Below are 23,233 nucleotides of genomic sequence, written 5' to 3'. Positions count from 1 at the left end.
TTGCCCCCCTCTACTCGACCACAATCATCTGGTGCCCGGTCACATTGGGCACTGAAAACGAAAGCGAGCCATCGTGGGTACGAAACCGCAATTCGGTTCCTTGGGGCTGCAGCGTCACGCGGCTGGCGTCTTTAATTTGCAGTGTCACATCGACGTCGTGCAGCGGAACGATATCTTGGATTGGTTGGACGTTGTCACCTCTCAGCCGACCACGCAGGATCGGGTTGGCGTAGAGCAAATGCAGCACGTGTTGTGCCTCATTCCTCCGCAAGGTTGCCCGCCCTGCCACTGGCAGAGAACTCGCAATCTGTCGCGGCGCGTCGAGCGCCTGAGAAATCACGTTCCCAATAATATCAAGAAGCGCAGGCGCACCGACTTTATGGTAGAGGCCAAACACAGGATGAGCCAAGCGGGTAACTCCGTCCAAGCGTGCACCGAAGACGAAACCGTTTGGATCAGGCCGGTTGGGCGCATGCAGATGGCCGCTGAAACGGCGTCCCTCTCGGTTCAGATAGGGGTCGAAGACGCTGCCAAGCGATGCGCCGCCGTCCAGCTTCAGTTGCTGCGAGGGGCCATACATGAACAGCGGTTCATCGACGAAATCAGCGCGCAAGTCTTTGGTTGGCAGGGCGAAATCCCCACCGGAAAACGCCGAAACACCGCAACGAATGGTGCCCGCTGGAAACAGCATTTCACCATCCGCGCCGATACCGCTGGAGCCAGTGAGCAATAGTCGCCCACCCTGATCGACATGGGACTGCAGCTTGACCGCAAGGTCCGCGTTAATGGGGATGGCGTCGGGCAGGATCAGCAAGCGGTAGGCGCTGAAGTCGGAGTCGGCGTCGAGAACATCAAATGTGAATTTGTGTTCCAAGAGGACCCGTACCGCGCCGTCGTCGATGGTATTGTGATGTGGTGAAGGTCCCGCATAGCGCGGCCTTTCTATCGCTTCGGTGCTGATCAACCCGATTTCGGCCACGTTACTTGTGCCTTCGCACCACTGTTCGCAGGCGGCCACCCATTCAAAGGCCTTGCCGACATTGGCGTAGGTTGATGGATCGATGCGCCCGGTCGGGTGAAGGTGATCGCCAATGCAGATGCGCGCGCCGTGGGCCAGCATCGCACCGCATTCATAGATCAGGGCTTCGGGCTTTTTGTAGCCCCCCATATCGCCCCACAGATGGTGGAACTTGCCGGTCATGCCCAGATAATCCATGCCAAGCGCTTCGACGTAGCGCGCAGATACCGGGAAATGATCATAGCCCCATTCCGCGGTTGGCAGGCTTTCGATCTCGAGGTGGCTGAAATAAGTGCGCAAGACGTCGCTTCGGCCGCGACGTAGATGGCCAAAATTGAAGAATACGGGCAAACCCGCATGTCGCGCCATCGTGCTGATGCGGTCGAGATTGGCCAGCGAAGCGGATTCCGCAAAATCGATCAGATCGGCCTGATTGTCCGGGTCCATGCCCCGCGCGCGCATCTGGGCGACCGCAGGGTCGCCGACCGACAGGTGTTGATGGCAGATATCGATCCAGAACCCGCCCGCATCGGGGAAAAGCTCGATCACTTCCTCGATCTGGGCGTAAAGGTAGTCCTTGTAGGGCGAGCTAAGATCTAGAAAATACCATCCCTGCCGCCCATCCGTGCCGTTGTGCATCTTCTCGCCGGTTTTGGGATCGACGATGATCCATTCCGGGTGCTGTGCGGCGGCCAGTTCATCCCAGGCGGCAGTGATATAGATTGGCGTCTTTATCCCTTCGGCTTGCAAGGCGTCGATCTGCGCACGCAATAGATCAAAGTCCAGATGCGGGTGCATTTTGCCCACTTTGGTGGGATGGTAAGAATACCCGTGGTGGCACTTTGCAAACAGATTGATCGAATTGACATGCGCGCCTTTTAGCGTGCGGGCAAAGGTCTTGGAATCGAATTTTGAGCCGACACCAGGCACTTCTGGTGACGTGTGAAAATCCAGGTGAATTTGGCGGAAGCGCATTTTGATCCAATCATTTTTTCTGGTTAGACATCTTGCGCGAAAGACAGGGCGATACCGTCAACGCTGAAGATGTAAAAGGACTCCGAGGCGCATTGGACTTCGACCGTCTGGTCGCGTTCAACGTCGCGTTGGCGCGGGTATTGCACGACGATGTCGCCGTCGTCCGCATCCGCTTCGACGCTGGTAAACCCTTGGGGTGTGCCGTAGACAAGCGTCTCCCGGCCCAGGTTTTCAACAAGATTGACGTCCAGCGCAAAGCTCAGATCGCCAGTGCCTATGGCCTCGGGCCGAATGCCGAGAACGACGGTGTCCCCTGCCCTTACATCCATTCTCTCGGTCCCTTTGAGCGTCCGCTCCAATCGCACGAGGCCCGGCAAGTCTATTGTGACCTGTGCCCCATCGACCTCTGCCACGCGGGCATCGAAGAAGTTCATCTTGGGCGATCCCAGAAACCCCGCAACGAACCTGTTTGCGGGTCGGTTGTAGAGTTCGCGTGGCGAGCCGACCTGTTCGATTTCGCCGTCGCGCAACACAACGATGCGGTCGGCCATGGTCATCGCCTCGATCTGGTCGTGCGTGACGTAAATCATTGTGGCGTTCAGTTCGCCGTGCAGTCGGCCCAGTTCGACCCGCATCTTGGTCCTCAGGGCTGCGTCGAGGTTGGACAGGGGTTCGTCGAACAGAAATACCTCTGGCTGGCGCGTAATGGCCCGCCCGATGGCGACACGCTGTTTCTGCCCGCCAGAAAGTCCGGAAGGGCGTTTGTCCAGATGATCGGAGATATGAAGGATGCCCGCGGCACGGTTGATCGCGGCCATGATGACCTCTTGGGGCATACGGGCCATTCTGAGGCCAAAGGACATGTTCCCGGCAACGGACATGTGCGGGTACAGGGCGTAGTTCTGGAACACCATTGCCACTCCGCGATCAGCGGGTTCTTCATACGTCACGTCGCGCGCACCGACGAAGATCTGGCCCGCATCCGCTCCTTCGAGCCCCGCGATCGTGCGCAAGAGTGTCGACTTGCCGCAACCCGACGGGCCGACCATGACGATGAACTCACCGTCTCCGATCTCGAGATCGACGCCCTTGATCGCCTCAAAATTTCCATAGTTCTTTTTCAGGTTTGATATTCGAACGGTGCTCATATCTGCCTCCAACGGGCCGTCATTTGCCGAGACCGGCAAGGCTTCGGACGAAATATTTCTGCGCGAAGGTGAAAATCAGCAGCAAGGGCAGCGTGGCCAATGTCAGCCCCGCCATCATCGCGGGCCAGTCTGCCGAATATTCGCCGCGCAACTGAAGGATGCCGACAGGCAGCGTTTTGACTTCGGGAGAGGTCAGCGTCATCAGCGCCAGAATGAATTCATTCCAGATAAAAACCGACTGGAAGATGGCGGCACTGGCAATTGCAGGGCCGGACAGCGGCAGGATCACCCGAATGAAGGTCTGAAACCTAGAGCAACCGTCCAGCCGGGCGGCCTCTTCCAACTCCTTGGGGAAATCCAGAAGAAACGCATAAAAAAGGATCACCGTGAACGGGATGCCGTAGCCCGCATAGGGCAGCACGATTGCCAAGCGGTCATTCAGCATGCCTGCGCCCGAAATGATCTGGAATAACGGCACAAGCACGGCCTGCATCGGGATGGCGAACCCGGCCACGATCAGAAGGTAGATGAACTTGCCAATGCGACCCTCCATGCGCACCAAGGCATATGCGGCCATGCCGCTGACAACGACGATGACGACCACCGATAGAAATGTCACCATCAGTGAATTGAGCAGGAAGGACGCGATCCCGACACCCCATGCCCGTTCAAACGCATCCAGTGACAGGCTGTCGGGCCAACCCAGCGGATCAAGGAACATTGACGACTTCGATTTGAAGCCGACCATGATCATGTAGAGCATGGGCAGCAGGATGATCATGCTGAAGAGGCCGACAAAGCCATAAAGCGCAAGGATCGTTCGGTTCAGACGCGGCGTGTCCATGGTTCAGTTCCGCCGTGATGTCTTGAGTTGCAGCCAGCCGAGGATCACCGCGATCAGCAGCAGAACCACCGAAATCGCATTGGCGTAGCCCGCGTTGCCGATGTTGAATGCCTGGTGGTAGATATACGTGCCCATTACTTGCGTAGCATTCGCAGGCCCGCCCCCCGTGGTGACGAAGATCAGGTCGAAGACCTTGAAGCCGCCAACTGTCGTGATCAGCACAGCCACAATGAGGATATTGCGGATCGACGGAAGCGTTATGAACCAGAACGCCCTGAGACCGGTTGCTCCGTCGAGTGCTGCGGCTTGGTAAATCTCTTTCGGCACGGCCTGTAGTCCGGCCAGGATCAGCACCACCATAAAGCCGGTGTATTGCCATGCGGAAATGAACAGGACCACAAAGATTGAAATGCTGGGGTCTCCAAGCCATCCGAGGCGCGGCGGAGTCATTCCGAACGCCTTCACGATGACATTGAGTGGCCCGACATTGGGGTCCAGCACGATCAGCCAGACGATGCCGACGGCCACAGAAGAGATCACCATGGGCGCGAAGATGATCGTGCGCAGCAGCGTGCTGCCAACAGTGATACCCCGATCCAGAGCCGCAGCCAGCAAGGTGCCCACACCGACCTGCAGTATGATTGAGCCGATGACGATGAAAAGGTTATTGTAGAGCGCTGTCCAGAAGATCGGATCTGCAAAGGCGCGGACGTAATTGCCAAAGCCGGCAAAGGTCCATGTCGCAGAGGTCAGGCCAAATTCGAAAAACGAACTGTAGATGACGAGAACACCCGGCGTGAATACGAAGACCCCCAGCAACAACAGCGCCGGTGTCAGCATCATCGCATAGGTCAACGTGCCTTCGGATCGTATTGACCTCGCCGTTTTGGCTGACATGGCGACTGACGCTCCCGGGTCTTGTGCGTGGGGTTTCTCCGGGCCACACGACGCTGCGCGGCCCGGACAAGGTGCGCGTCTACATCGCGGCGAGCGCTACATTGCGGATCGCTTCGACCGCACCTTCGGGAGTGAGTGTTCCATTGAGAACCTCGACGCCAGCGTCGAGATACGCCTCGGCCACTGAGTTTTCGAGCAACACATCAAGAACGTTGATCGGCTGGGTGACCGAACTGATGTCCGCAGCGATCCACTTGAACTGATCCGTCAGGCCTTGGCTGCTTTCCAGCATCGTCGGGTTCGATGGGATACGGTTGTTGATCTCGGCATATTTTGCGCCCATCTCAGGCGTAACGAGATAGCTCAACCATGCAACGGTCTCTTCCGGGTTCTCAGTGGCAGTTGCCACCTGAAAACCCTGAATGAACACCATGTTGGTGCCTTCCGCACCCGCACCGCCATCTATCATTGGCATGCGGAACATAGCGTAATCGGTGAATCCTTCACTGTCGAAGATGCCCGCGCACCATGTGCCACAGTAGATCATAGGGGACGCCTCTGCCGTGAACATCGAGCGGGTCAGTTCAGGCGATGTCGCATTCGGTGCATCCTGGAAACACCCTGCGCCCTGAAGTTCGAGGAGTTTTTCCCAAGCCGCCACATAGCCGGGATTGGTGAACAGATCATCCGCCGATGCCGCCAGCGCATAGTCCGCTGCCGCAGCTTCCGCTCCGACCACCCGTTCGTTCAGCATGGTCATGAAGTGGATCAGTTTCCAACGCTCGGAATTGCCCAGCGGCATAGGTACGATATCGGCATCGATTGCGCGCACATCGCGGCAAAGCTGAAGCAAACCGTCGAAGTTTTCCGGTACGTTCAAGTCATGTTCCTCGAAGAACCCGATGTTGTAGTAAAAGTACTTGGAGTTGGCCTCCATCGGCACACCGTAAAGCCCATCATCAAGGCGCATGGAGGACAGCCAACCTTCGCTCAATTCTGCCTGAAACCCGCCCTCGTCCTTACCAAAGGCGCTAATGTCCATCGCCAACCCGTCGTTAATGAGCCGGCTGGTATCGGCCCCAACCCAGTTAAAGAACGCATCCGGCGGTTCTGACCCGTTCAGCGCCACCTGAATGGCCGTCTTGTAGGCCTCGTTGGGGAAATACTCGACAACGACGTCCACCCCCGGATTTGCCTCCTCGAAATTCTTCTCGGCAAGCTCGTAGAATTCCTGGTTGGTGGCACCTTGCAGAGTCCAGAAGCGAACAGTTGCATCTTGCGCAACCGCTATTCCGGCGACGGTGGTCAACGTGGCGCTCAGAATGCAGGCGCTCGTAATGGTCTTGAAACTCATTTATTTTTCCTCCCGATCCATCGGCCCGACAAACATCTTGTGCAGATTAATTTTGTTGCAAACGATCTATCGAACCGGTTCGATAGATTGACGGTACGCGATTCGGGCTTCAAATCAAAACGTATTTGCAACCTGCCGTGCTAGCTGACTTGATGAAACTCACGGCGAGGTTCCATTGACCGAAAAGATCAGACGCACGACCTTGGCTGACGTTGCACGCGCCGCCAACGTCGCCAAATCCACTGCTTCGCTTGCATTTTCTGCACCTCAACGGGTGGCACCTAAGACCGTAACGCGGATCCGTCAGGCAGCGACTGAACTCGGTTTTAGCCCCAACCCCATTGCCCGAAGCCTCAAGTCGCAAAGCAGTGCGATGATTGGCTTGCTGATCGTTGACATGCACAACCCGCTGAATTCAGAGGTCCTGACCCAAGCGCAGCAGACCGCCGCTGAAACCGATAATCTCCTCCTGACGGCGACAAGTAACGGAGACGCAACAAAGGAGCTTACGATCCTCCGACAATTTGAGCGACTGAACGTCAAAGGTGTCATTCTGACCAGCGCGGGGCATAGCAAAGAGCATTTGGAGCAGTTGAAAGCTCTGAGTATTGAGATTGTGACGTTGGACTTGAAACTACCCGGCCTCGGATGTGACCATGTTGGCCTCGACAACGCTACGGCAACTAGGATTCTGTGCGAGCATCTGATCGAGCAGGGGCACGAGCGTATCGCGTATGTGTCTGGTGAAAGAGATATATACACCGCCGCGCGCCGACTGGAAGGATATGAGCGGGCGATGTCCGATGCCGGCCTTTCGGTTCCAGACGAAAACGTGGTCCATGCAGACTTTGCCGGCAAGCGGGCTTTGGCAATGACGCGAAGTCTACTGTCGCGGCAAATACGGCCGAGCGCGATCATCGCGGCCAACAACCTCATATGTGCAGGTGTGATTGAAGCCGTGTGGGATGCTGGGCTGAGTTGCCCGGACGACATCTCCATTGTTTCCGTCGACGCTGCACCCTGGCCGAAATTCATGTCTCCGCAGATCACGTATGCAGAGCAGCCGTTATCCAAAATGGCAGAACTCGCGACCAAATGGATAGTCGATCGGGGCGAACGACCGGAGGAAGACAAAGGGCCAAGGCTGTCAGAACTGAAGCCCAGACTGATTACCGGCAATTCGGTCATGACACTGTCCGGCAACACTTAATACTAAACGGGCCGAAACCCGGAAGAATAGACAATCCCACCCATCCAAGCTGTGAACACGGAACACTCTTTCCATCGCGTAGGCACGGATAACTGCCTCGCTACTCAGACGTTTAATCGAGCAGTCCTTGGAGCGCGAAGCCTGACTGGTGTTCGTCGTCTGACGCGACGACGGGCTACGGCTGTAATTGATCGAAAGGATATCACATACCCGATGAGGTCTTAGGCACTGCGATAGACATGCAGAGTTTAATTGTGAGGCTGAGCGGCAAGCGTGGTACTGCGAAAGCGGTTTGAGCATGGCGGGGCTTAGCGGACAATCGTACTTCGTGACGGATTGCCCGCTTTTTGAGATTGACTAGGCTTCGAACTCTTCAAGAAGATAGCCATTCGCATAGGTCTCTGTTCTGACTCGAGACATGCTGATGGGGCGAGCACACGCGCGAAATAAGGTCGTGCCGATCCCGAGGACGCATGGCGCACGCTTGAGGATGATACGGTTGATCAATTCTCGTTCCAGCATCCACCCTGCGAAATCGCCACCTCCGCAAAGATACACTGGGCCATCCGCGTTGCGCGCCAAAGCCCTGATCTCGTCAGGTGTGGGTCGGCTGCAAACTGAGACTTCAGAGCCTTGCGGAACCTCCAAAGCGTCGGAGAAGACAACTGTTTTCATGTGTGGATAAGGGTTTTGGCCCGGTTCAAGGCCAAAACGATATCCGAACTCATAGGTCTTTCGGCCCATGATTGCCACTTTGTAGGCTTGAAGGCGCTTTGCGTAGTCGTCTACGACAGGCCCTTCATGTGCGAATTTCGATATGTCCCCGGAAGCACCAGAGATAAAACCGTCTACCGAGACGGCGACGTCGTAAATAATGGGATGCATGAGATGCTCCTGTTCAATAATTCCCTAAAAGCCGTTGGGCTTCTGCATAAGTTGGAAATTATTTGATCACTGGCAGAGCACTCCTTGATTGGGTGTGCACCTAGAGAGATTTCTTTGTTTGGTCAACACGCAGCCACTTAGAAGCGGACCTTCGAACAAGATGCAGCAGCATGCCGGTTGGGCTCCCAGCAGCCCCAGGATCGGTCGCAGCATGTTAGCCGGACCGCGTACCATACCTCCAACAGAGCGGTCCAAAGCGATATGATTTCAACGGCTGAGGTCCCTGTTGGCGGAGGCAAGCAAAGCGGCCTTGCCCGTGAGGGATCACGACATGGGATCGATGATGTCATGACTCTCAAACATGTCTGTATGTCCGTTTGAAGAAAAGAGCTGGGACGCGCATGGGCCCTCACTGAAGCAGAAGGTTGTATTGAAGCCAAGTCTGGAGCAAGGAATTGCAAACATGATTACAATTCCTGCCCAAGCCTTTTGCGGTAGATCCATTGGTCCAAGGCGCTCGGCACCAGTGTGGTAAGATACGCGGTACAAAGCCAGGACAGGTTCATTTAGATTTGAAGAGATCCGTACCGGAACGGGCTGCTGCGTCGCGGCGCCCGATCCGAGTAACGATTGTACTGGTCAGCCAAACATCAACTCTTCACCGAGTGAGATGGGCAGATGATCGCCGCCGACCGGTGCCCAGCCACCGGGTCCTCCGCCCAGGCCTTCACTATGCCCGTGAAACAGACTGCTGTCGGCGATTGCTTCTGACAGAACTGTCAAGCCAATGCCTTCAAAGGTGGCAATATGCACCCACCCTTCATTGGCGCGCGCCATGAGCGCGCTGTCACCGGGCTGATCAGCGAAGAAGGCGTAGACTTCGCCAACATAGTCTTCGCCGACACCTGGTGCGTTCGCGAGGAAGTCGTCAAAGACAATCCGGTCGGTGCCCAGCTCGAAGTCGGTTATCGTATCTGCGCCGGAATCACCGCCGGCGAAAACGAAGCTGTCAGCCCCGGTGCCGCCTGTCAGTTCATCGAGCCCGTCGCCTCCACGGATCCGGTCATTGCCCTCACCACCCAGCACGATATCGTCACCAGACCCGCCGCGCAGGTCATCGTCGCCGCCTTCGCCATAGATGATGTCCACGCCGCCATTGCCTGCCACGATGTCATCACCCCCACCGCCCAGAAGCGTGTTGAACGCGTGGTCGCCACTGATCACGTCCCCGAAGTCACTTCCGACAATCGATTCAATACTGAAGAGCTGATCGTTCCCTGCAGCACCGACAGCAAAACCACGGTCCCAGGACAAAAGCACGGTAACTGAACCTCCAGCGTCTTGGTAGCTGGCAGTGTCAAAGCCGTCGCCGCCATATATTGTGTCGTCCCCCGACCCGCCTGACATCTCGTCATTGCCGCCCCATCCAAAGAGGGTATCGTCGTGTGCACCGCCATGAATGAGGTCGCGGGCGTTGCTGCCGTGGATCACGTCGTCCCCTTGGTCCCCCCAGGCCTCGCCGCCGTCACCTAGGGTGATGCGATCTTCGCCCCATCCACCGCGGATGGAGTTATCTCCGCCGCCACCATGGAGCTCATCGTCTCCGCTGCCCCCGTCGATGGTATCATCACCTTCGCCGCCGTAGATCGTATCTGCACCCTCGTTGCCGTGTAGCTTGTCGTCGCCGCCGTCGCCATAGATCTGGTCATCGCCGACGCCGCCACTGGCGGAATCATCATCCGCGCCGCCGTGGATTTCATCATCTCCGGCACCGCCCCAAAGACGATCCTTGCCCTCATCGCCATACATCAGGTCATCGTGATCTTCGCCGCGCATCGCATCATCGCCAGCACCACCACGCATGGTGTCATCGCCAAGGCCGCCCCACATGACATCATTGCCGCCCAGCCCGTGCAAGACGTTGTCTTCCCAGTTGCCACGAATGCGGTCCGCATGGTGTGAGCCCGTCGCATTTTCGATGGAAATCAGATCGTCCCGCTCCGCCCGAATTATTCTCGGATGATTCCAGTTCTGGCCAAAACGGTAGCCAATCCCCGCTTCAAGATTGATGGCCGCACCAACGCTTGCCCTGATATAGCTGACGGTATCTGTACCTGTCCCACCGTTGAAGACATCCACTAGGATGTCGGTGTCGATACCTCGGTATCCGAGACCATCCACGGTGTAAAAGATATCGTCCCCACCCTCGCCCCAGAAATGCGAAGGCCCAAACGCCCATCCATTTGGCATATTGTCCGAGGCATAGTGATTTATCTCGTAAAAGACATCGTCCCATTCCGTCCCAGATACATATGTATCGTCATCCAACCCGAAGATACCGCCACTTTGCGCATGAACGGCGGCTGCCGTATCCAGCAAGGCGCCATGCGGCGTTTGTGAAGTGGCGCCGCCTAAAGTCGACACCCAATGGCTTTCAAATGACCGCGTGGCGTGCAACGCCGGCTCTGCGCGGTTCTCTAATCCACTTGTGGCGACCGGCCCCAACCCGCTTGTTATCACCTCCGACCGTTGGTCGAGATCAAATTCCGTCGGTGCCACGTCAGGAACCGGGATCAGGACACTTTCATTTGCAACTTCGATGGCGCGCTCGAAATCGAGCGGGTCTTGGATACCGGGTGCATCTATGATGATTTCGGGTTCCAGCCATCCCAGGCTGAGTGCAGTCCAATCAATTGTTTGATCTGTCGTTTTGGCGCTATGCGCGACAGCGGCCAGATTGCCGATACTCGTACCCATCTTGTCCTCATTTCTATTACTGATGAAAGGCTCCGGAAAAGCGGAGCGTCATGGTTTGTCATAAAAAGTGCCGATGCCGGACAAGAGCTGCGCTCTGCATCCGGCGCACCATTAACTGTCATGTCTTTGTGTCTGATGCTTTTCGCGCTTGTAGAAATTTGTATCACCTGCGCACCGCTTCAAAGACCGTGCCACGCGCACGACAAACCAAGCTGTCATGGGCGCTGAGGGGCGTTCGGCGGGCACAATGTGGCCAGCTATCGTCCACCGTCAGATACAAACGATACAATTGAATCGAATCCTGACACATTCCGGATCAAATCCTGACCCATTGGTCTGGGAGCGCACGACAGAGAAGCGAGCATGCAGAACGCGTCCCTTTCAGAACAGATCAATTGTATCGAACCCGAACCTTTGCGCGCAGCCTTTGATGCGCTGAACCAGGCGACCATCCTGTTCGATGCCGATGGCACCTGCATTTTGGCAAATGCCCGCGCAGAGGACATTCTTGCTGACGCTGATCCGGAAGGCTTGACAGGAAGGACGATAACTCAGGTTGCTGAACATCTGATCCGGGGTGGCCAGATCGTCTTCCCCCCTTCTGTCAGCATTGAAAGTCTTGCAAAGAATTATGAAACCGCCGTCAAGTCTTTCGTGCAGGACGCAGATGTCGAACTTGCGAGCGGGCATATGCTGAGCGCAACATCCAGTCCAACCGCAGATGGCGGGTATCTTGTCACGTTCCGGGATCAGCACCGGGGCGTGGTGAACGAGCGCCGTACGCTTGAATTGCTGTCGGCGGCGTTCGGGTCTGTCGACATGGGCATGATCCTGTGGGACGCGACCCTACGCGTGCAAATGTGCAACGCGGCTTGGCGCGATCTGGCCTGGACCGTCGGAAAGGGGCGTTCGATCCTCGAGGCCAACAAGCAGATGGCACAGGTGGGGCTGTTCGATTTGGGTGATGGTCAAACCGTGGCCACTGCTGCTGCCGATGCTGTCGTGTCGATGCACGCTGGCCCGCAACAATACATGATCACCAAGGCAGCTGACCGCACAGTCCAGATTTCGACCTTTGTCACGCAGTTCGGCGGTGTCCTTGCGACAGCGGTTGATATCACCGAACGAGAGCGCGCCGAAGAACGGGAAAGGGATGCTGATGCGCTGGTTCGCAAGATCGTTGAGGCAAGCCCCACGACATTCCTCGTGACCCGCGTTTCGGATGGGCATATCCTCTACTCCGCGCCCGCATCGCGCGAGCGGTTTGGCCCCGTTACAAAAGCGTCGTCCTTCTTTCTCGAGCCCGACGCCCGGACGCGGTATCTCGAAGCACTTTTACCCACCGGCAAGTTGAACGACTATCCAGTAAAATTCCGCCGTGGCGATGGCACCACAATGGACGGCCTGACATCAGCCCGGGTGACCGAGTTCAGCGGCGAACAGGTCATCGTGTCTTCGACGCGTGACATCACCGAACAGCTTGCCATGCAGAAAGAGCTGGAACGCCAGAGAGAGTATGCGCATCAGACTGAAAAGCTGTCGGCGCTTGGGGAACTCTTGGCAGGTGTTTCACATGAACTGAACAACCCTCTATCGATCATTTCCGGTTGCGCGTTGATGCTTCAGGAGAGCACGGCGAATCCGAAAACGCTAACGCGGATCAAACGGATCTCTTCGGCAGCTGACCGATGCATTCGGATCGTAGATACGTTTCTAGCGATGGCACGCCAACGCCATACCATGGTCGCACCCTGCCAACTGAATGATCTGTTGTCGGAAACCACCGATTTGGTCAGTCACAGCTTTTCCAAAGACGGCATACAAATCTTCCTCGATTTGCAGCCAGACCTCCCCCTGATAGAGGTCGACGCCGATCAACTGGGCCAAGTCTTTATGAATTTGATGGTCAATGCCCAGCAAGCCCTGAAGCGACACAATAAACGCGGAGAATTGATGATCCGAACCTGTTGGGATGTGGAAGGATCCCGTGTTGTTGTTGAGGTTTCAGACAATGGCCCCGGAATTCCGCCCGAAGCTATGGGGCGAATTTTTGAACCCTTTTTTACAACGAAAGAAGTTGGCATGGGGACCGGGATTGGTTTGGCGTTCGCCGACCGCATCGTGTCGTCACATGGCGGACAACTGACGGTCGCATCACCGCCGGAAGGTGGTGCGACCTTTCAGGTGAAATTGCCTTGCAGACAGGAGGCTTAGGCAAGCGAATGTCAATGCCATACATCCTCATTTGTGATGACGAAGAAGACCTGCGCGAGATGGTGATCGACTATCTTGGGGAGCGGGGATATCGGGTCGAAGGTGTTCCGGATGCGGAGGGCTTGCGCGCGGCGCTCGGCAGGACCTCTCCCGAGTTGATCATTCTTGACGTACGCATGCCGCGCGAAAGCGGTATCACCGCCCTTACCAATTTGCGTGCTGAAAGTCGCATCCCGGTCATAATGCTCACTGCCGCTTCGTCTATCGTGGATCGAGTCGTCGGACTTGAGCTTGGCGCTGACGACTATATCGGAAAGCCCGTCGATCTGAGGGAACTGGAGGCGAGGGTTAAAAGCGTTCTGCGTCGTACAGAACCTGCCAACACCACAGCCATCAACGATAACCAGGGCTTGGTCCCCTTTGGTCATTGTACGCTTGATATGCATTCAGCGCGGCTGTTCAGCGAAGACAATGAAGAAATTCCAATCACGTCCATGGAGTTCGCTCTGTTAAAGACCTTTACCTCAAATCGTGGGCGCGTGCTCAGTCGTGACCAACTGCTTGAGCTCGCGCATAATCGAGGCTGGGAGCCTTTCGACCGCTCGATAGACCTGCGCATCTCACGATTGCGGAACAAGATAGAGAAAAACCCGAAAAAACCGGAGATCATAAAGACCGTCCGCGGCATCGGATACCGTTTCGTTTAGCTCGGCGACTTCGGCTAAGTAAGTGATCACTTAGATTGGCCAGACGCTTCATACTGCAAACTGGAAGAGAGGCAGCTGACACTGACCTGCTTCCTGTGGTCGGACCACCCGACCGGAGATTTTCCGGGGGCTGAGTTCAGGGCCGTTCGTAGGCCCCTGAACCGTTGATTAGCAATATCGGAGGGTTGTTCCCGATGGCGGCTTACTGAAACGACTCACCGAGAGCTGGGAAGAACCGGGCGAACCCGCCGGCACTCGCACAATTAGCCGATCTGTAGTTTTGATCCGCGATTGGCCTGCGCATGTATTGCAGTTCGAGGCGGCCATAAGGTTCACAAAATTACCGGGAAACTTTTATGGACTTCACAAGCTTTCGATAGACTTGGTGGACTCCCAGGCAAGGAAGCTAATGGAGCTTCCCGCAGAGTCGGACCAAATGGTGTCCATGATTGATACAGATCACTGCGGCACATGAAAGAATCCGTTGATCGTAAAGAAGACGTTTGAGGTTGTTCTCCCAGACGGATGGTCCGAGAATTTCAATCGGGAATATCGAAAAGCTAGCGGAATATATCTTGGCCTCCAGGAAGCTGAAACTAAACGGATCGTCCGGCCGTTCGCATGGCTCTGCTTTTTGATTTTCTTTTTTGTCTCATATCATCAATCCTAGGATGTATCCAACGAACGCTTTGCTGGTCGGAACTCGTTGACGGCTTTGGTCTGTAGACAACAGTGGTTTGCTTCTGAAGCGAAGGTCCGCTTTCCGCCCTTCTTTGAAGAAATGCTAGGGGACTTCGTCCCCACGCACCTGCAACACAATTAGACAGCGCCGTGTCCTCTGCATCGCCTACGGGCCGCACCAGCCCTGTCGAATTGTGTTGCACTTGCTACCCCCAAGCCCCGCCAGGAACAGGTTTTTGAGACGAGCGCCCTGAAGGGCTTCGCTCAAAACCAGTTTTTGAAGAGCAAGGATGATACGTCAGTCCACAAAGATCGAAGGCAAGACCATGCGTCGGAAAAGGGAAGGTTCTGTCTCACAAGGAAGGACTATGCGTCGCTTAACAAAAAAGAAATGGCGGACCGAGGAGGATTCGAACCCCCGACCCCCTGATTCGTAGTCAGGTACTCTATCCAGCTGAGCTATCGGTCCACTGGCGGGCGGTTTAGTCCCGCCGCCGCAGGTTTGCAAGGGCTTATCGCGGCAAAAGCGATGCCGGGATCAAATCTCATCCCCTTTCGGCAAACGGATCGAAAACACCGTTCCCTTTGGGCCCGTCCGGTCCAGCTCCAACGCGCCGCCATGGCCGCGGATAAGCTCTGATGCGATGGCAAGGCCCAGACCGGTACCGCCCTTTGCCACACCGCCCTGAAATGGCTGAAACAGATGCTCTTGCGCCTTGGGCGGTAGGCCTGGACCAGTATCGGCAATCTCGATCCACCAATTGTCGGCATCTTCATATGCGGACACGTTGATCTCGCCCGGATTGCCCGTGGCGATAATGGCCTGCCGGGCGTTGCGCACAAGGTTCGACACGACACGAAACAGTTGCTCAGGATCGGCGCGCAACGAAAAGAGCGGGGGGATGTTCTCGCTGAGGGACAGGTCGTGATCGCCCACGGCCAGGCGTTCGCTGTCCAGGACGTCAGACACCAGATCGTCCAGCGTAAAGATCATCAGCGACGGGCTTGGCTCCTCCGCCTTGCCAAAGGCAAGCGTGCTTTCGCAGAGGTTCACGGCACGTGTGATGGACCCGACCAGCTTGGGGGCCATCCGACGGACAAGTGGGTCCTCGGAGGTTTCGATCCGGTCCGTGAAGAGCTGAGCGGATGTCAGAATGTTGCGCAGATCGTGGCTGATCTTTGATACGGCGCCACCCAGTTGAGCCAGCCGATCCTTTTGACGCAGCGCGGAGATGAGTTCCGTTTGCAGGCTGCGCAGTGCCTCCTCGGCCTCGCGCAGTTCGGTCACACCGGCATTTGGCGTGATGATGCGGCGCGCATCCTCGGGAGCCGCGGCATAGCGCTGCATATGCCCGACAACACCCCGTATCGGCTTCACCAAAATGGCCCGCACCGCAATAAACAGTAAAAACGCCGTCACAATCGAAATTACGGCGGACAGGACAAGGATGCGGATGCCGTAGTCGATCATCGCGGCCCGCAAGGGCGCTGTTTCCATCGTGACTTCGATAAGCAGCCCCGCTTCCCGCGTTGGGGCACCGATCACTCGGATCACCTGATTTTCCGTCTGCACGATGCGCATCAGTGCATCGCGGATCAGAACGGGTGCTGTCCCCTCACGCAGGTCGAATGTGCCGTCAATCGGCTGCGGCATGGGGGATGCGAGCATCAGCTGCCGAACCTCATCGCGGCGCAGCACAACGTTGAAGACGCCTGCGTTTTCCAGCAGCTCTTCCTCAAGTTCACTGTCGATCATGTCATCCGCGAGCAAAGCAAGCGACGCGATTTGCGCCCGCTCCAATCGGTTCTGCAGGTATTCCTCGCGGAAACGCGCGATGGACGGCACGAAAATCAGAATCTCTGCCAACATCACGAAGATCGTGGTCAGGATCAGGAAACGGCCGGAGAGTGAGTTCATCATCTTACTATGTGGTCAAGGAACAAGGCGTTGCACAAGCCCTACCACCCGCTTGACCATAGCGCTTTCAAAAAGGCGCGGACTGAAATAGGCACCTGCGGCACGTTTGTTGACCTCTCCTATGGTCGGATAGGGTGAAACCATGGCGGCAACCTGACTCATCTTCATATTGTTCGCGATGACAAGAGACCACAGATTGATCAGCTCGCCCGCCTGATGACCGGCGATCGACGCGCCCACCGGGCGCCCCTTGACCACCATCACCTTGATCAGGCCGTCGGTCTTGCGTTCAGCAATGGCACGGTCGTTGTGATTGAAGTGGAAGCGCACGACCTCCAATTTGTCGCCGTGGGTGTCCTTGGCCTGCGCCTCGGTCAGGCCCACCTGAGCCAATTCCGGATCCGTATAGATGGCCCATGGAATATGCGCCGTCTTGGTCTTGGACGGCAGTGCGAACAGCAGGGACCGGATGATGACCCCGGCGTGATAGCCCGCCACATGGGTGAATTGCAGGCCACCGGCGGCATCGCCCACCGCATATACCCGGCGATTGGTCGTGCGCAGGCTGTCATCGACTTTTACGCCCTTTTTCGTCGTCTCGATGCCCGCAGCTTCAAGGTTCAACTTGTCGGTGTTTGTCTTTCTGCCAACGGCCACAAGCAGGTGCGAACCGGTGAAGCTCCGCCCATCTTTGGTGTGCACGGTGATAGTGCCCTCGCCGCCCTCGATCTTCTCGGCCAGCGCGTCTTCTGCAATCTCAACGCCCTCTGCGCGCAAGTTGGTCAACACCACCGCCGCCATTTCGGGGTCGTCCTTGCCCAGCGCCTTGTCGCCTTCGATCACGGTCACTTTCGACCCGAGCCGCCGATGCGCCTGCGCCATTTCCATTCCGATGGGTCCACCGCCGATGATCAGCAGGTGATCGGGGCGCTCTCGCAACTCCCACAGGTTTTCATTTGTCAGGTAAGGCACGGTATCAATGCCATCGATCGGAGGGACCAACGGGCTCGACCCCGTTGCAATCACGATCCTGCGCGCAGTGATGACGGTATCGCCTGCCTGAACCTCGGTGTCCGAAATAAACTCGCCAAACGCGCGAATGACATGCACGCCCAGACCTTCAAACCGCTCTTGGCTGTCGACAGGTTCGATCTGAGCGATCACCTCGTGCACATGATCTTTGGCTGCGGCGTAATCGATCTTTGGCTCGGTGTTGGACACCCCGTAAGCCGCGCTATGCGCTTGGCCGTACGCCATCTTGCCGCTGGCGATCAGAGCCTTGGATGGCACGCAGCCATAGTTCAGGCAGTCGCCACCCATCTTGTGGCCTTCCAGCAGGACCACCTTGGCCCCCATCTGAACGGCCCCGGCGGCCACAGACAGGCCACCAGACCCGGCCCCGATGACCAGGATATCGGTCTTGATACGTTTCATTGGAGTCAGAGACCTTTCTTGCCCGTCACAGCCTTGACCACCACCGGCAGAAGCGACAGCGCGGCCAGACCAAGGATTGGAAGCAGGATGTGCGGCTCAAAAATGATGCCAAGGTTCGGCGTCTCACCGCGGGCAAACACCTCGCCCAGACCGGCACCAACCGAATTGAAGACAACAGAGCCGGGGATGATGCCGAAGAACGTGGAGATAACGTAGCGGTGCAGCGGCACCTGCATGAAGGCCGGGATCAGGTTGGCGACAAAGAAGGGTACGGCAGGGACAAGGCGGATGACGAACAGCATGGACCACTGGTTTTCATCGATGCCGTCCTTGATCTTCTTGATGGTTCCCTTGGACGCTTCCATCTTCTGGCCCAGCGTCTCACCAAAACCGTGGCGGGCCGCCAGGAAGATGATGGCGGCGCCGATGGTGGCAGCGGTCACCGCGAACAGCGACCCGAAGATGGTCCCGAACAGAAAGCCCCCTGTCAGTGTGGCAATGCTGGCCCCCGGCAGCGAAAAGCCCACAATCAGCACATAGATCGCCACAAAGACCAGCGCCGTCAGCAGATAGTTGGCGTCGCGAAACGCAATCAACGCCTCACGGTTGTCTGCAAGCGTTTGAAAGCTGAGATAGTCGCGCAAGGTAAATGCGCCGATGGCCGCAATGATCAGGATACCGATCAGCGGCAGGTTCCGCATCAGGGTCGATTTGCGTGGTTCGCTTGTGTCGGTCATACCGTGTCCTTCGGTGCATCTGACGGGCTGCGCCAAGTGTTGCGCGGTTTGTGACCTGAAAATGCGCCTGCCGCACCCGTCAAAACAGGGGTATCACGCCGCGTTGAACGGAAGTGCCCATTTATGTGAGGTTTAATCGGCTTCGTGTCACAGATTGAAACATAGCAACGTGATGATACCGCGTTTTGTTGCAATCTGCGCTGATTTCGATGTCCGGAGGGTTTACTTGCCTCACCCTCCCCTTTAGAGGACGGGCTTCGAATACTGCCCCATCCCGAATCCGCGGGTGAAGGGGCCAACAGATCCGGAGCCAATGCGATGAAACGCACCTATCAACCTTCGAACCTCGTGCGCAAACGCCGTCACGGTTTCCGTGCCCGCATGGCAACCAAGGCTGGCCGCAAGATCCTCAACGCCCGCCGCGCCCGCGGCCGGAAGTCGCTGAGCGCCTAAAGCACACCCCGAAAGGGAAGTTCATGACCCCGCCGGAGGCCTTTTCGCCCAGCTTTGACGCTGGCGAGAACATGCCGCTGGCGGGGCCATTGCGTTTGGGCACTCTCAAAAAGCGCGCTGACTTTCTGCGCGCCGCGCGGGCGAGGCGCGTTGTCATGCCAGGTTTCATCCTGCAGGTCCGGCCCCGTGACGATGATGACGCAATCCGCATCGGGTTCACCTGTTCGAAGAAAGTGGGCAACGCCGTCGCCCGCAACCGCGCCAAGCGCCGCCTGCGCGAAGTGGCGCGCCATGTCCTCAGCCGTCGTGGTGTACCCGGAACGGACTACGTCTTTGTTGGACGTGCGGATGTTACGGCAACCCGCCCCTTCTCGGTTCTGATTGACGATTGCAACGCCGCACTGGACCGGTTGCCATGAGCCCGCTGGCCTTTGTCGTGTCGCTGCCGGTCCGGGCGTACCGCCTGCTCTTTTCCCCGTGGGTCGGGTTCAATTGCCGCTATCAGCCCACCTGCAGTGCCTATGCCATGGAAGCGCTTGAAAAGCATGGCGCGATCAAGGGCAGCTGGATGGCGGCCCGCCGGATCGGTCGGTGCCACCCCTGGGGCGGTCACGGGTATGACCCGGTGCCGAAACGCGACGATCCCTAGCGACCAAGGCCTGTTCAAACAGGCGCATCAGTTCATTTGAGTCGGCGCGCCGCGTTCCAGCGACATCATTGTTTTTCAAACGTGATGATCACATCACCAATGTCGACGCCTGCACGCTTCATATATGCACGGTTGAGCAATCGATCCTCACTCAGCAGCCACATCCAGTCGTCAAACGTCACCCGCAGCGTGCCATCGGGCACCGGCAGATCGATCGTGTACTGCCAGTTGAACGTATCGCCGCTTTCTTGCCCCGTCGCCGTACCGATCACACCCGGAGCGGTGCCCTCCCAACTGTCTGGACCTGTCTTGGTCAAAGTCCACACCCGCCGTTCGGTGCTGTCATCCTCATAGACAAAGTCCTCGACCAACATCAGCACGTTGCCATCCCACGTCCCGTCAATCTCGACCGTAAAGCGACGCCGGACAGTGCCAAATACGTCCTGAAACTGCCCGTACGCAGTCACTTTGCCATCAAAGAATTCCTCGAGGTTCAGTTGCCGATCTGACAACGCTTCGTCCTGCAGCGAAGGCTTTCCAGTACAGGCCCCAAGAAGAAGCACCCCCAGCACGATCATTATTCGCCACATCACATCATTCCCCGTTCCTTTTGAAACGATACGGCGCGGCAGCCCTTTTGGTTCATTACCTGCTTGGTATATGAGGACGCGACTTCAGCCCAAAGGTGGCCCAATGCTTGATGACAGTGACGACATTCACCCGCTCTTTGCCGGTGCGCCCTCCTCCACCGAGTTCAAGAAGCTGCGCAAGCGGATCGTGCGGCACACCCGCGAAGCGATTGAGCAATACGGCATGATCGAAAAGGGCGGCAAATGGCTCGTCTGTCTGTCAGGCGGCAAGGACAGCTATACGCTGCTGGCCGTGCTGTATGAACTGCAATGGCGCGGTCTGTTACCGGTGGAGCTGTTGGCCTGCAATCTGGATCAGGGGCAACCCGGTTTTCCCGCGACCGTATTGCCGGAATTTCTGGAACGCATGAAGGTCCCCCACCGGATCGAATATCAGGACACATACTCCATCGTGGTCGACAAGGTGCCCCAGGGTCGAACCTTTTGCGCGCTCTGTTCGCGCCTGCGCCGGGGCAACCTCTACCGCGTCGCGCGTGAGGAAGGGTGTACCGCCATCGTATTGGGGCACCACCGGGATGACATTCTGGAAACATTTTTCATGAACCTGTTTCATGGCGGCAGGTTGGCGACCATGCCGCCCAAGCTCGTCAACGAAGAAGGGGATTTATTCCTTTATCGCCCTCTTGCGCATGTGGCCGAAGCCGATTGCGAAAAATTCGCCAAAGCGATGGAGTATCCCATTATTCCATGTGACTTGTGCGGCAGTCAGGACGGGTTGCAGCGCCAACAGGTCAAGCAAATCCTGGACCAGTGGGAAACCAACAGCCCCGGGCGCAGACAGGTGATGTTTCGGGCATTGATGAATGCGCGCCCATCACACCTGCTGGACCCAAAACTGTTCGACTTTGCAGGATTGGCGCTCAGTTCGGAAAAATTTGAAGAAAAAAACGTGAACATTCCCGATCTGCGTTAAGCGCTGGCTTACCTCGTTTCCCTACAGCTTTCTCAACCCGACAGTGCAGCCGGGTGGTTCGGAAAAGGGGTCACATATGCAATTCCGCACGCCAGAAAAGCTGAATATCTTGCGCGAGCGGGCAGCGTCCGCCCTCACCGGGCCACAAACGCTGGCTTTTATTCCAGCGGCGATGCTGGCCGCCTATTGGCTGGGGGGCGAAGTGGCGTTGACCACAATTGCAATCGCGATGCCCATTCTCTGGTTCGCCTTTGGCGGGGTCGAGGATTTGTTGCGCAGGCGGGATGCACATACCCTGCAACCCGGTCTGGTGTCGCAGGATGAATTCAACAACAAGATCGACACCATGCGAGAAGATGCGCCAGGTGCCGACAAGTACAGCGCCATCTTCGCGATTGAAATTGATGAACATACGTCGCTCGGTGAACGTTTCGAACCCGCCGCGCAGGATCGTATTCTGAAGGCTGTCGCAGATCGGCTTGTCGCGACCATGCGTGACACGGACGTGGTGTGTCGGACGGGCGATTTCAGGTTTTCTCTCTGCCTTGGGGCAGTCCAGCATCTGGACCTGGAAAGCTGCATACAGATGTGCAGCCGCTACCAAAACGCTATCGAAGAGCCAATCGCGATTGACGGCGCAACGGTGTATGTGTCCGTCGCCATCGGATTTTGCCTGTTGAACCGCGCGCCGGGAAGCACCGGGCGCGACTGGGCCAATGGGTCTCTGGCCGCTTTGGCAGAGGCACAACGGCGTGGTCCCTCATCCGTTCGCGCCTATTCGACCGAACTGCATTCACGGCTGAAAAACCGCGCGAACCTGCGGGATGAAGTCGCTGGCGCACTGGAACAAGGACAAATTCAGCCTTGGTTCCAGCCGCAAATCTCGACCGACACAGGCAAAGTGGCCGGGTTCGAAGCCCTGGCGCGCTGGATCCACCCCGACAAGGGCGCGATCTCACCAGCTGAGTTCCTGCCTGCCATCGAAGACGCGGGTCTGCTCGAACGCCTTGCCGAGATCATGATTTATCACAGCTTTACAGCCCTCAAGGCATGGGACTCCGCAGGTTTGGTTGTCCCCCATGTCGGCGTCAACTTCAGTGGCTCCGAATTGAACAATCCAAAGCTCGTGGACAAGATCCGCTGGGAATTGGACCGTTTTGAGCTCACGCCCAGCAGGCTGGCCGTTGAAATTCTGGAAACGGTTGTCACGGACACTACGCATGACACGATCACTCGCAACATCAATGCGCTGACCAAACTGGGGTGCCGGATTGATCTTGACGACTTTGGCACCGGTCATGCGTCCATATCCTCCATCCGCCGCTTCGGGGTTGGCCGGATCAAGATTGATCGGTCCTTCGTGATGAAAGCGGACCGCGATCCCGAACAACAGCGGATGATCAGTGCGGTCCTGACCATGGCCGAGCGTCTCGGCATCGAAACCCTCGCTGAGGGTGTGGAAACCGTGGGTGAGCACGCGCTTCTGTCACAACTTGGATGTGACTACGTGCAAGGGTTTGGCATCGCGCGCCCGATGCCCTTCGAGAAAACTCTCGACTGGGTGCGCGCCCATGAAAGCAAGCTGATGGATGCACCATCCCTGCCGGTGCGTCGCACCAACTGACCAAAGGGCGCTTCGTCCGGCGGCGTGCAAGCGCCCGGATTTCCAAGACATCATAGCCCATGCTTGAAAGCGGCATCGGCACGGGGGGCTGTTAGGCCGCGAATCCGCTTGACCTTTGGTCCTGCACTCTGTTGAACCCGTGCAACGTTTCAGACAGCAGGTGGC

19 protein-coding genes and 1 tRNA gene are annotated in these 23,233 nt (G+C 57.1%); 8 read left to right on the top strand and 12 right to left on the bottom strand.

Annotated elements, in window-relative coordinates; genetic code table 11:
- Positions 1 to 10 precede the first annotated feature (10 nt).
- From Q1A32_RS10970 to Q1A32_RS10950, 5 genes are all read right to left on the bottom strand, one after another.
- On the bottom strand, positions 11 to 1,993 hold the full coding sequence (locus Q1A32_RS10970) for an alpha-amylase family protein (protein ID WP_299652620.1): 1,983 nt from the start codon (positions 1,991 to 1,993) through the stop codon (positions 11 to 13).
- Positions 1,994 to 2,016: 23 nt separating this feature from the next.
- The gene (locus Q1A32_RS10965) at positions 2,017 to 3,141 is read right to left on the bottom strand and encodes an ABC transporter ATP-binding protein (protein WP_299652617.1); all 1,125 of its coding nucleotides are present in this window, start codon (positions 3,139 to 3,141) and stop codon (positions 2,017 to 2,019) included.
- Between the two features lie 19 nt (positions 3,142 to 3,160).
- Positions 3,161 to 3,985 (bottom strand): carbohydrate ABC transporter permease, encoded by an 825-nt coding sequence (locus tag Q1A32_RS10960; protein ID WP_299652614.1) that lies wholly within the window; start codon positions 3,983 to 3,985, stop codon positions 3,161 to 3,163.
- Between the two features lie 3 nt (positions 3,986 to 3,988).
- Positions 3,989 to 4,882, bottom strand: coding sequence for a carbohydrate ABC transporter permease (locus Q1A32_RS10955; RefSeq protein ID WP_299652611.1), 894 nt, complete (start codon positions 4,880 to 4,882; stop codon positions 3,989 to 3,991).
- Between the two features lie 79 nt (positions 4,883 to 4,961).
- Positions 4,962 to 6,236 (bottom strand): ABC transporter substrate-binding protein, encoded by a 1,275-nt coding sequence (locus Q1A32_RS10950; RefSeq protein ID WP_299652608.1) that lies wholly within the window; start codon positions 6,234 to 6,236, stop codon positions 4,962 to 4,964.
- Between the two features lie 175 nt (positions 6,237 to 6,411).
- On the opposite strand from Q1A32_RS10950, the gene Q1A32_RS10945 reads away from it, so the two are divergent.
- Positions 6,412 to 7,446: a LacI family DNA-binding transcriptional regulator gene (locus Q1A32_RS10945; protein ID WP_299652605.1), complete on the top strand. Its 1,035-nt coding sequence runs from the start codon at positions 6,412 to 6,414 to the stop codon at positions 7,444 to 7,446.
- Positions 7,447 to 7,803: 357 nt separating this feature from the next.
- On the opposite strand, the gene Q1A32_RS10940 is transcribed toward Q1A32_RS10945, so the two are convergent.
- Entirely contained in the window at positions 7,804 to 8,331 is a 528-nt protein-coding gene (locus Q1A32_RS10940; protein ID WP_299652602.1) for a dihydrofolate reductase family protein, read from the bottom strand.
- A gap of 639 nt (positions 8,332 to 8,970) precedes the next feature.
- Entirely contained in the window at positions 8,971 to 11,088 is a 2,118-nt protein-coding gene (locus tag Q1A32_RS10935; RefSeq protein ID WP_299652599.1) for a calcium-binding protein, read from the bottom strand.
- Between the two features lie 363 nt (positions 11,089 to 11,451).
- On the opposite strand from Q1A32_RS10935, the gene Q1A32_RS10930 reads away from it, so the two are divergent.
- Both Q1A32_RS10930 and Q1A32_RS10925 read left to right on the top strand, forming a co-directional pair.
- Positions 11,452 to 13,302 (top strand): ATP-binding protein, encoded by a 1,851-nt coding sequence (locus tag Q1A32_RS10930; RefSeq protein ID WP_299652596.1) that lies wholly within the window; start codon positions 11,452 to 11,454, stop codon positions 13,300 to 13,302.
- Between the two features lie 14 nt (positions 13,303 to 13,316).
- Positions 13,317 to 14,009, top strand: coding sequence for a response regulator (locus tag Q1A32_RS10925; RefSeq protein WP_299652593.1), 693 nt, complete (start codon positions 13,317 to 13,319; stop codon positions 14,007 to 14,009).
- Positions 14,010 to 15,082: 1,073 nt separating this feature from the next.
- On the opposite strand, the gene Q1A32_RS10920 is transcribed toward Q1A32_RS10925, so the two are convergent.
- The 4 genes from Q1A32_RS10920 to Q1A32_RS10905 form a co-directional block, all read right to left on the bottom strand.
- Positions 15,083 to 15,159, bottom strand: a tRNA-Arg gene (locus Q1A32_RS10920).
- A gap of 69 nt (positions 15,160 to 15,228) precedes the next feature.
- Entirely contained in the window at positions 15,229 to 16,611 is a 1,383-nt protein-coding gene (locus tag Q1A32_RS10915) for a sensor histidine kinase (RefSeq protein ID WP_299612546.1), read from the bottom strand.
- Positions 16,612 to 16,623: 12 nt separating this feature from the next.
- The gene (locus tag Q1A32_RS10910; RefSeq protein WP_299652590.1) at positions 16,624 to 18,042 is read right to left on the bottom strand and encodes an NAD(P)/FAD-dependent oxidoreductase; all 1,419 of its coding nucleotides are present in this window, start codon (positions 18,040 to 18,042) and stop codon (positions 16,624 to 16,626) included.
- 5 nt (positions 18,043 to 18,047) lie between these two features.
- On the bottom strand, positions 18,048 to 18,779 hold the full coding sequence (locus Q1A32_RS10905; protein ID WP_299652587.1) for a TVP38/TMEM64 family protein: 732 nt from the start codon (positions 18,777 to 18,779) through the stop codon (positions 18,048 to 18,050).
- A 318-nt stretch (positions 18,780 to 19,097) separates the two neighbouring features.
- On the opposite strand from Q1A32_RS10905, the gene rpmH reads away from it, so the two are divergent.
- From rpmH to yidD, 3 genes are all read left to right on the top strand, one after another.
- A complete protein-coding gene (rpmH, locus tag Q1A32_RS10900) occupies positions 19,098 to 19,232 on the top strand; it encodes a 50S ribosomal protein L34 (RefSeq protein WP_005980833.1) in 135 nt (44 codons plus the stop codon).
- A gap of 71 nt (positions 19,233 to 19,303) precedes the next feature.
- Positions 19,304 to 19,651 carry a ribonuclease P protein component gene (gene rnpA / locus Q1A32_RS10895; protein ID WP_299652878.1) on the top strand — a complete coding sequence of 116 codons (348 nt, stop codon included), beginning with the start codon at positions 19,304 to 19,306 and terminating at the stop codon, positions 19,649 to 19,651.
- Positions 19,648 to 19,881: a membrane protein insertion efficiency factor YidD gene (yidD, locus tag Q1A32_RS10890; protein WP_299612556.1), complete on the top strand. Its 234-nt coding sequence runs from the start codon at positions 19,648 to 19,650 to the stop codon at positions 19,879 to 19,881. The genes rnpA and yidD overlap by 4 nt, the downstream gene beginning before the upstream one ends.
- Before the next feature lie 65 nt (positions 19,882 to 19,946).
- Here the strand turns inward: yidD and Q1A32_RS10885 are convergent, their stop codons facing one another.
- Complete coding sequence (locus Q1A32_RS10885) at positions 19,947 to 20,471, bottom strand: DUF3833 domain-containing protein (protein WP_299652583.1); 525 nt, start codon at positions 20,469 to 20,471, stop codon at positions 19,947 to 19,949.
- Positions 20,472 to 20,574: 103 nt separating this feature from the next.
- Between Q1A32_RS10885 and ttcA the strand changes: the two genes are divergently transcribed.
- Together ttcA and Q1A32_RS10875 are read left to right on the top strand one after the other, a co-directional pair.
- On the top strand, positions 20,575 to 21,444 hold the full coding sequence (gene ttcA, locus Q1A32_RS10880) for a tRNA 2-thiocytidine(32) synthetase TtcA (RefSeq protein WP_299652580.1): 870 nt from the start codon (positions 20,575 to 20,577) through the stop codon (positions 21,442 to 21,444).
- Positions 21,445 to 21,520: 76 nt separating this feature from the next.
- A complete protein-coding gene (locus Q1A32_RS10875; RefSeq protein ID WP_299652577.1) occupies positions 21,521 to 23,068 on the top strand; it encodes a bifunctional diguanylate cyclase/phosphodiesterase in 1,548 nt (515 codons plus the stop codon).
- Positions 23,069 to 23,233: the final 165 nt, after the last annotated feature.

Origin of the sequence: uncultured Tateyamaria sp. (assembly GCF_947503415.1) — a bacterium.
GTDB lineage: Bacteria > Pseudomonadota > Alphaproteobacteria > Rhodobacterales > Rhodobacteraceae > Tateyamaria.
This window is presented reverse-complemented; position numbering and strand designations above follow the sequence as displayed.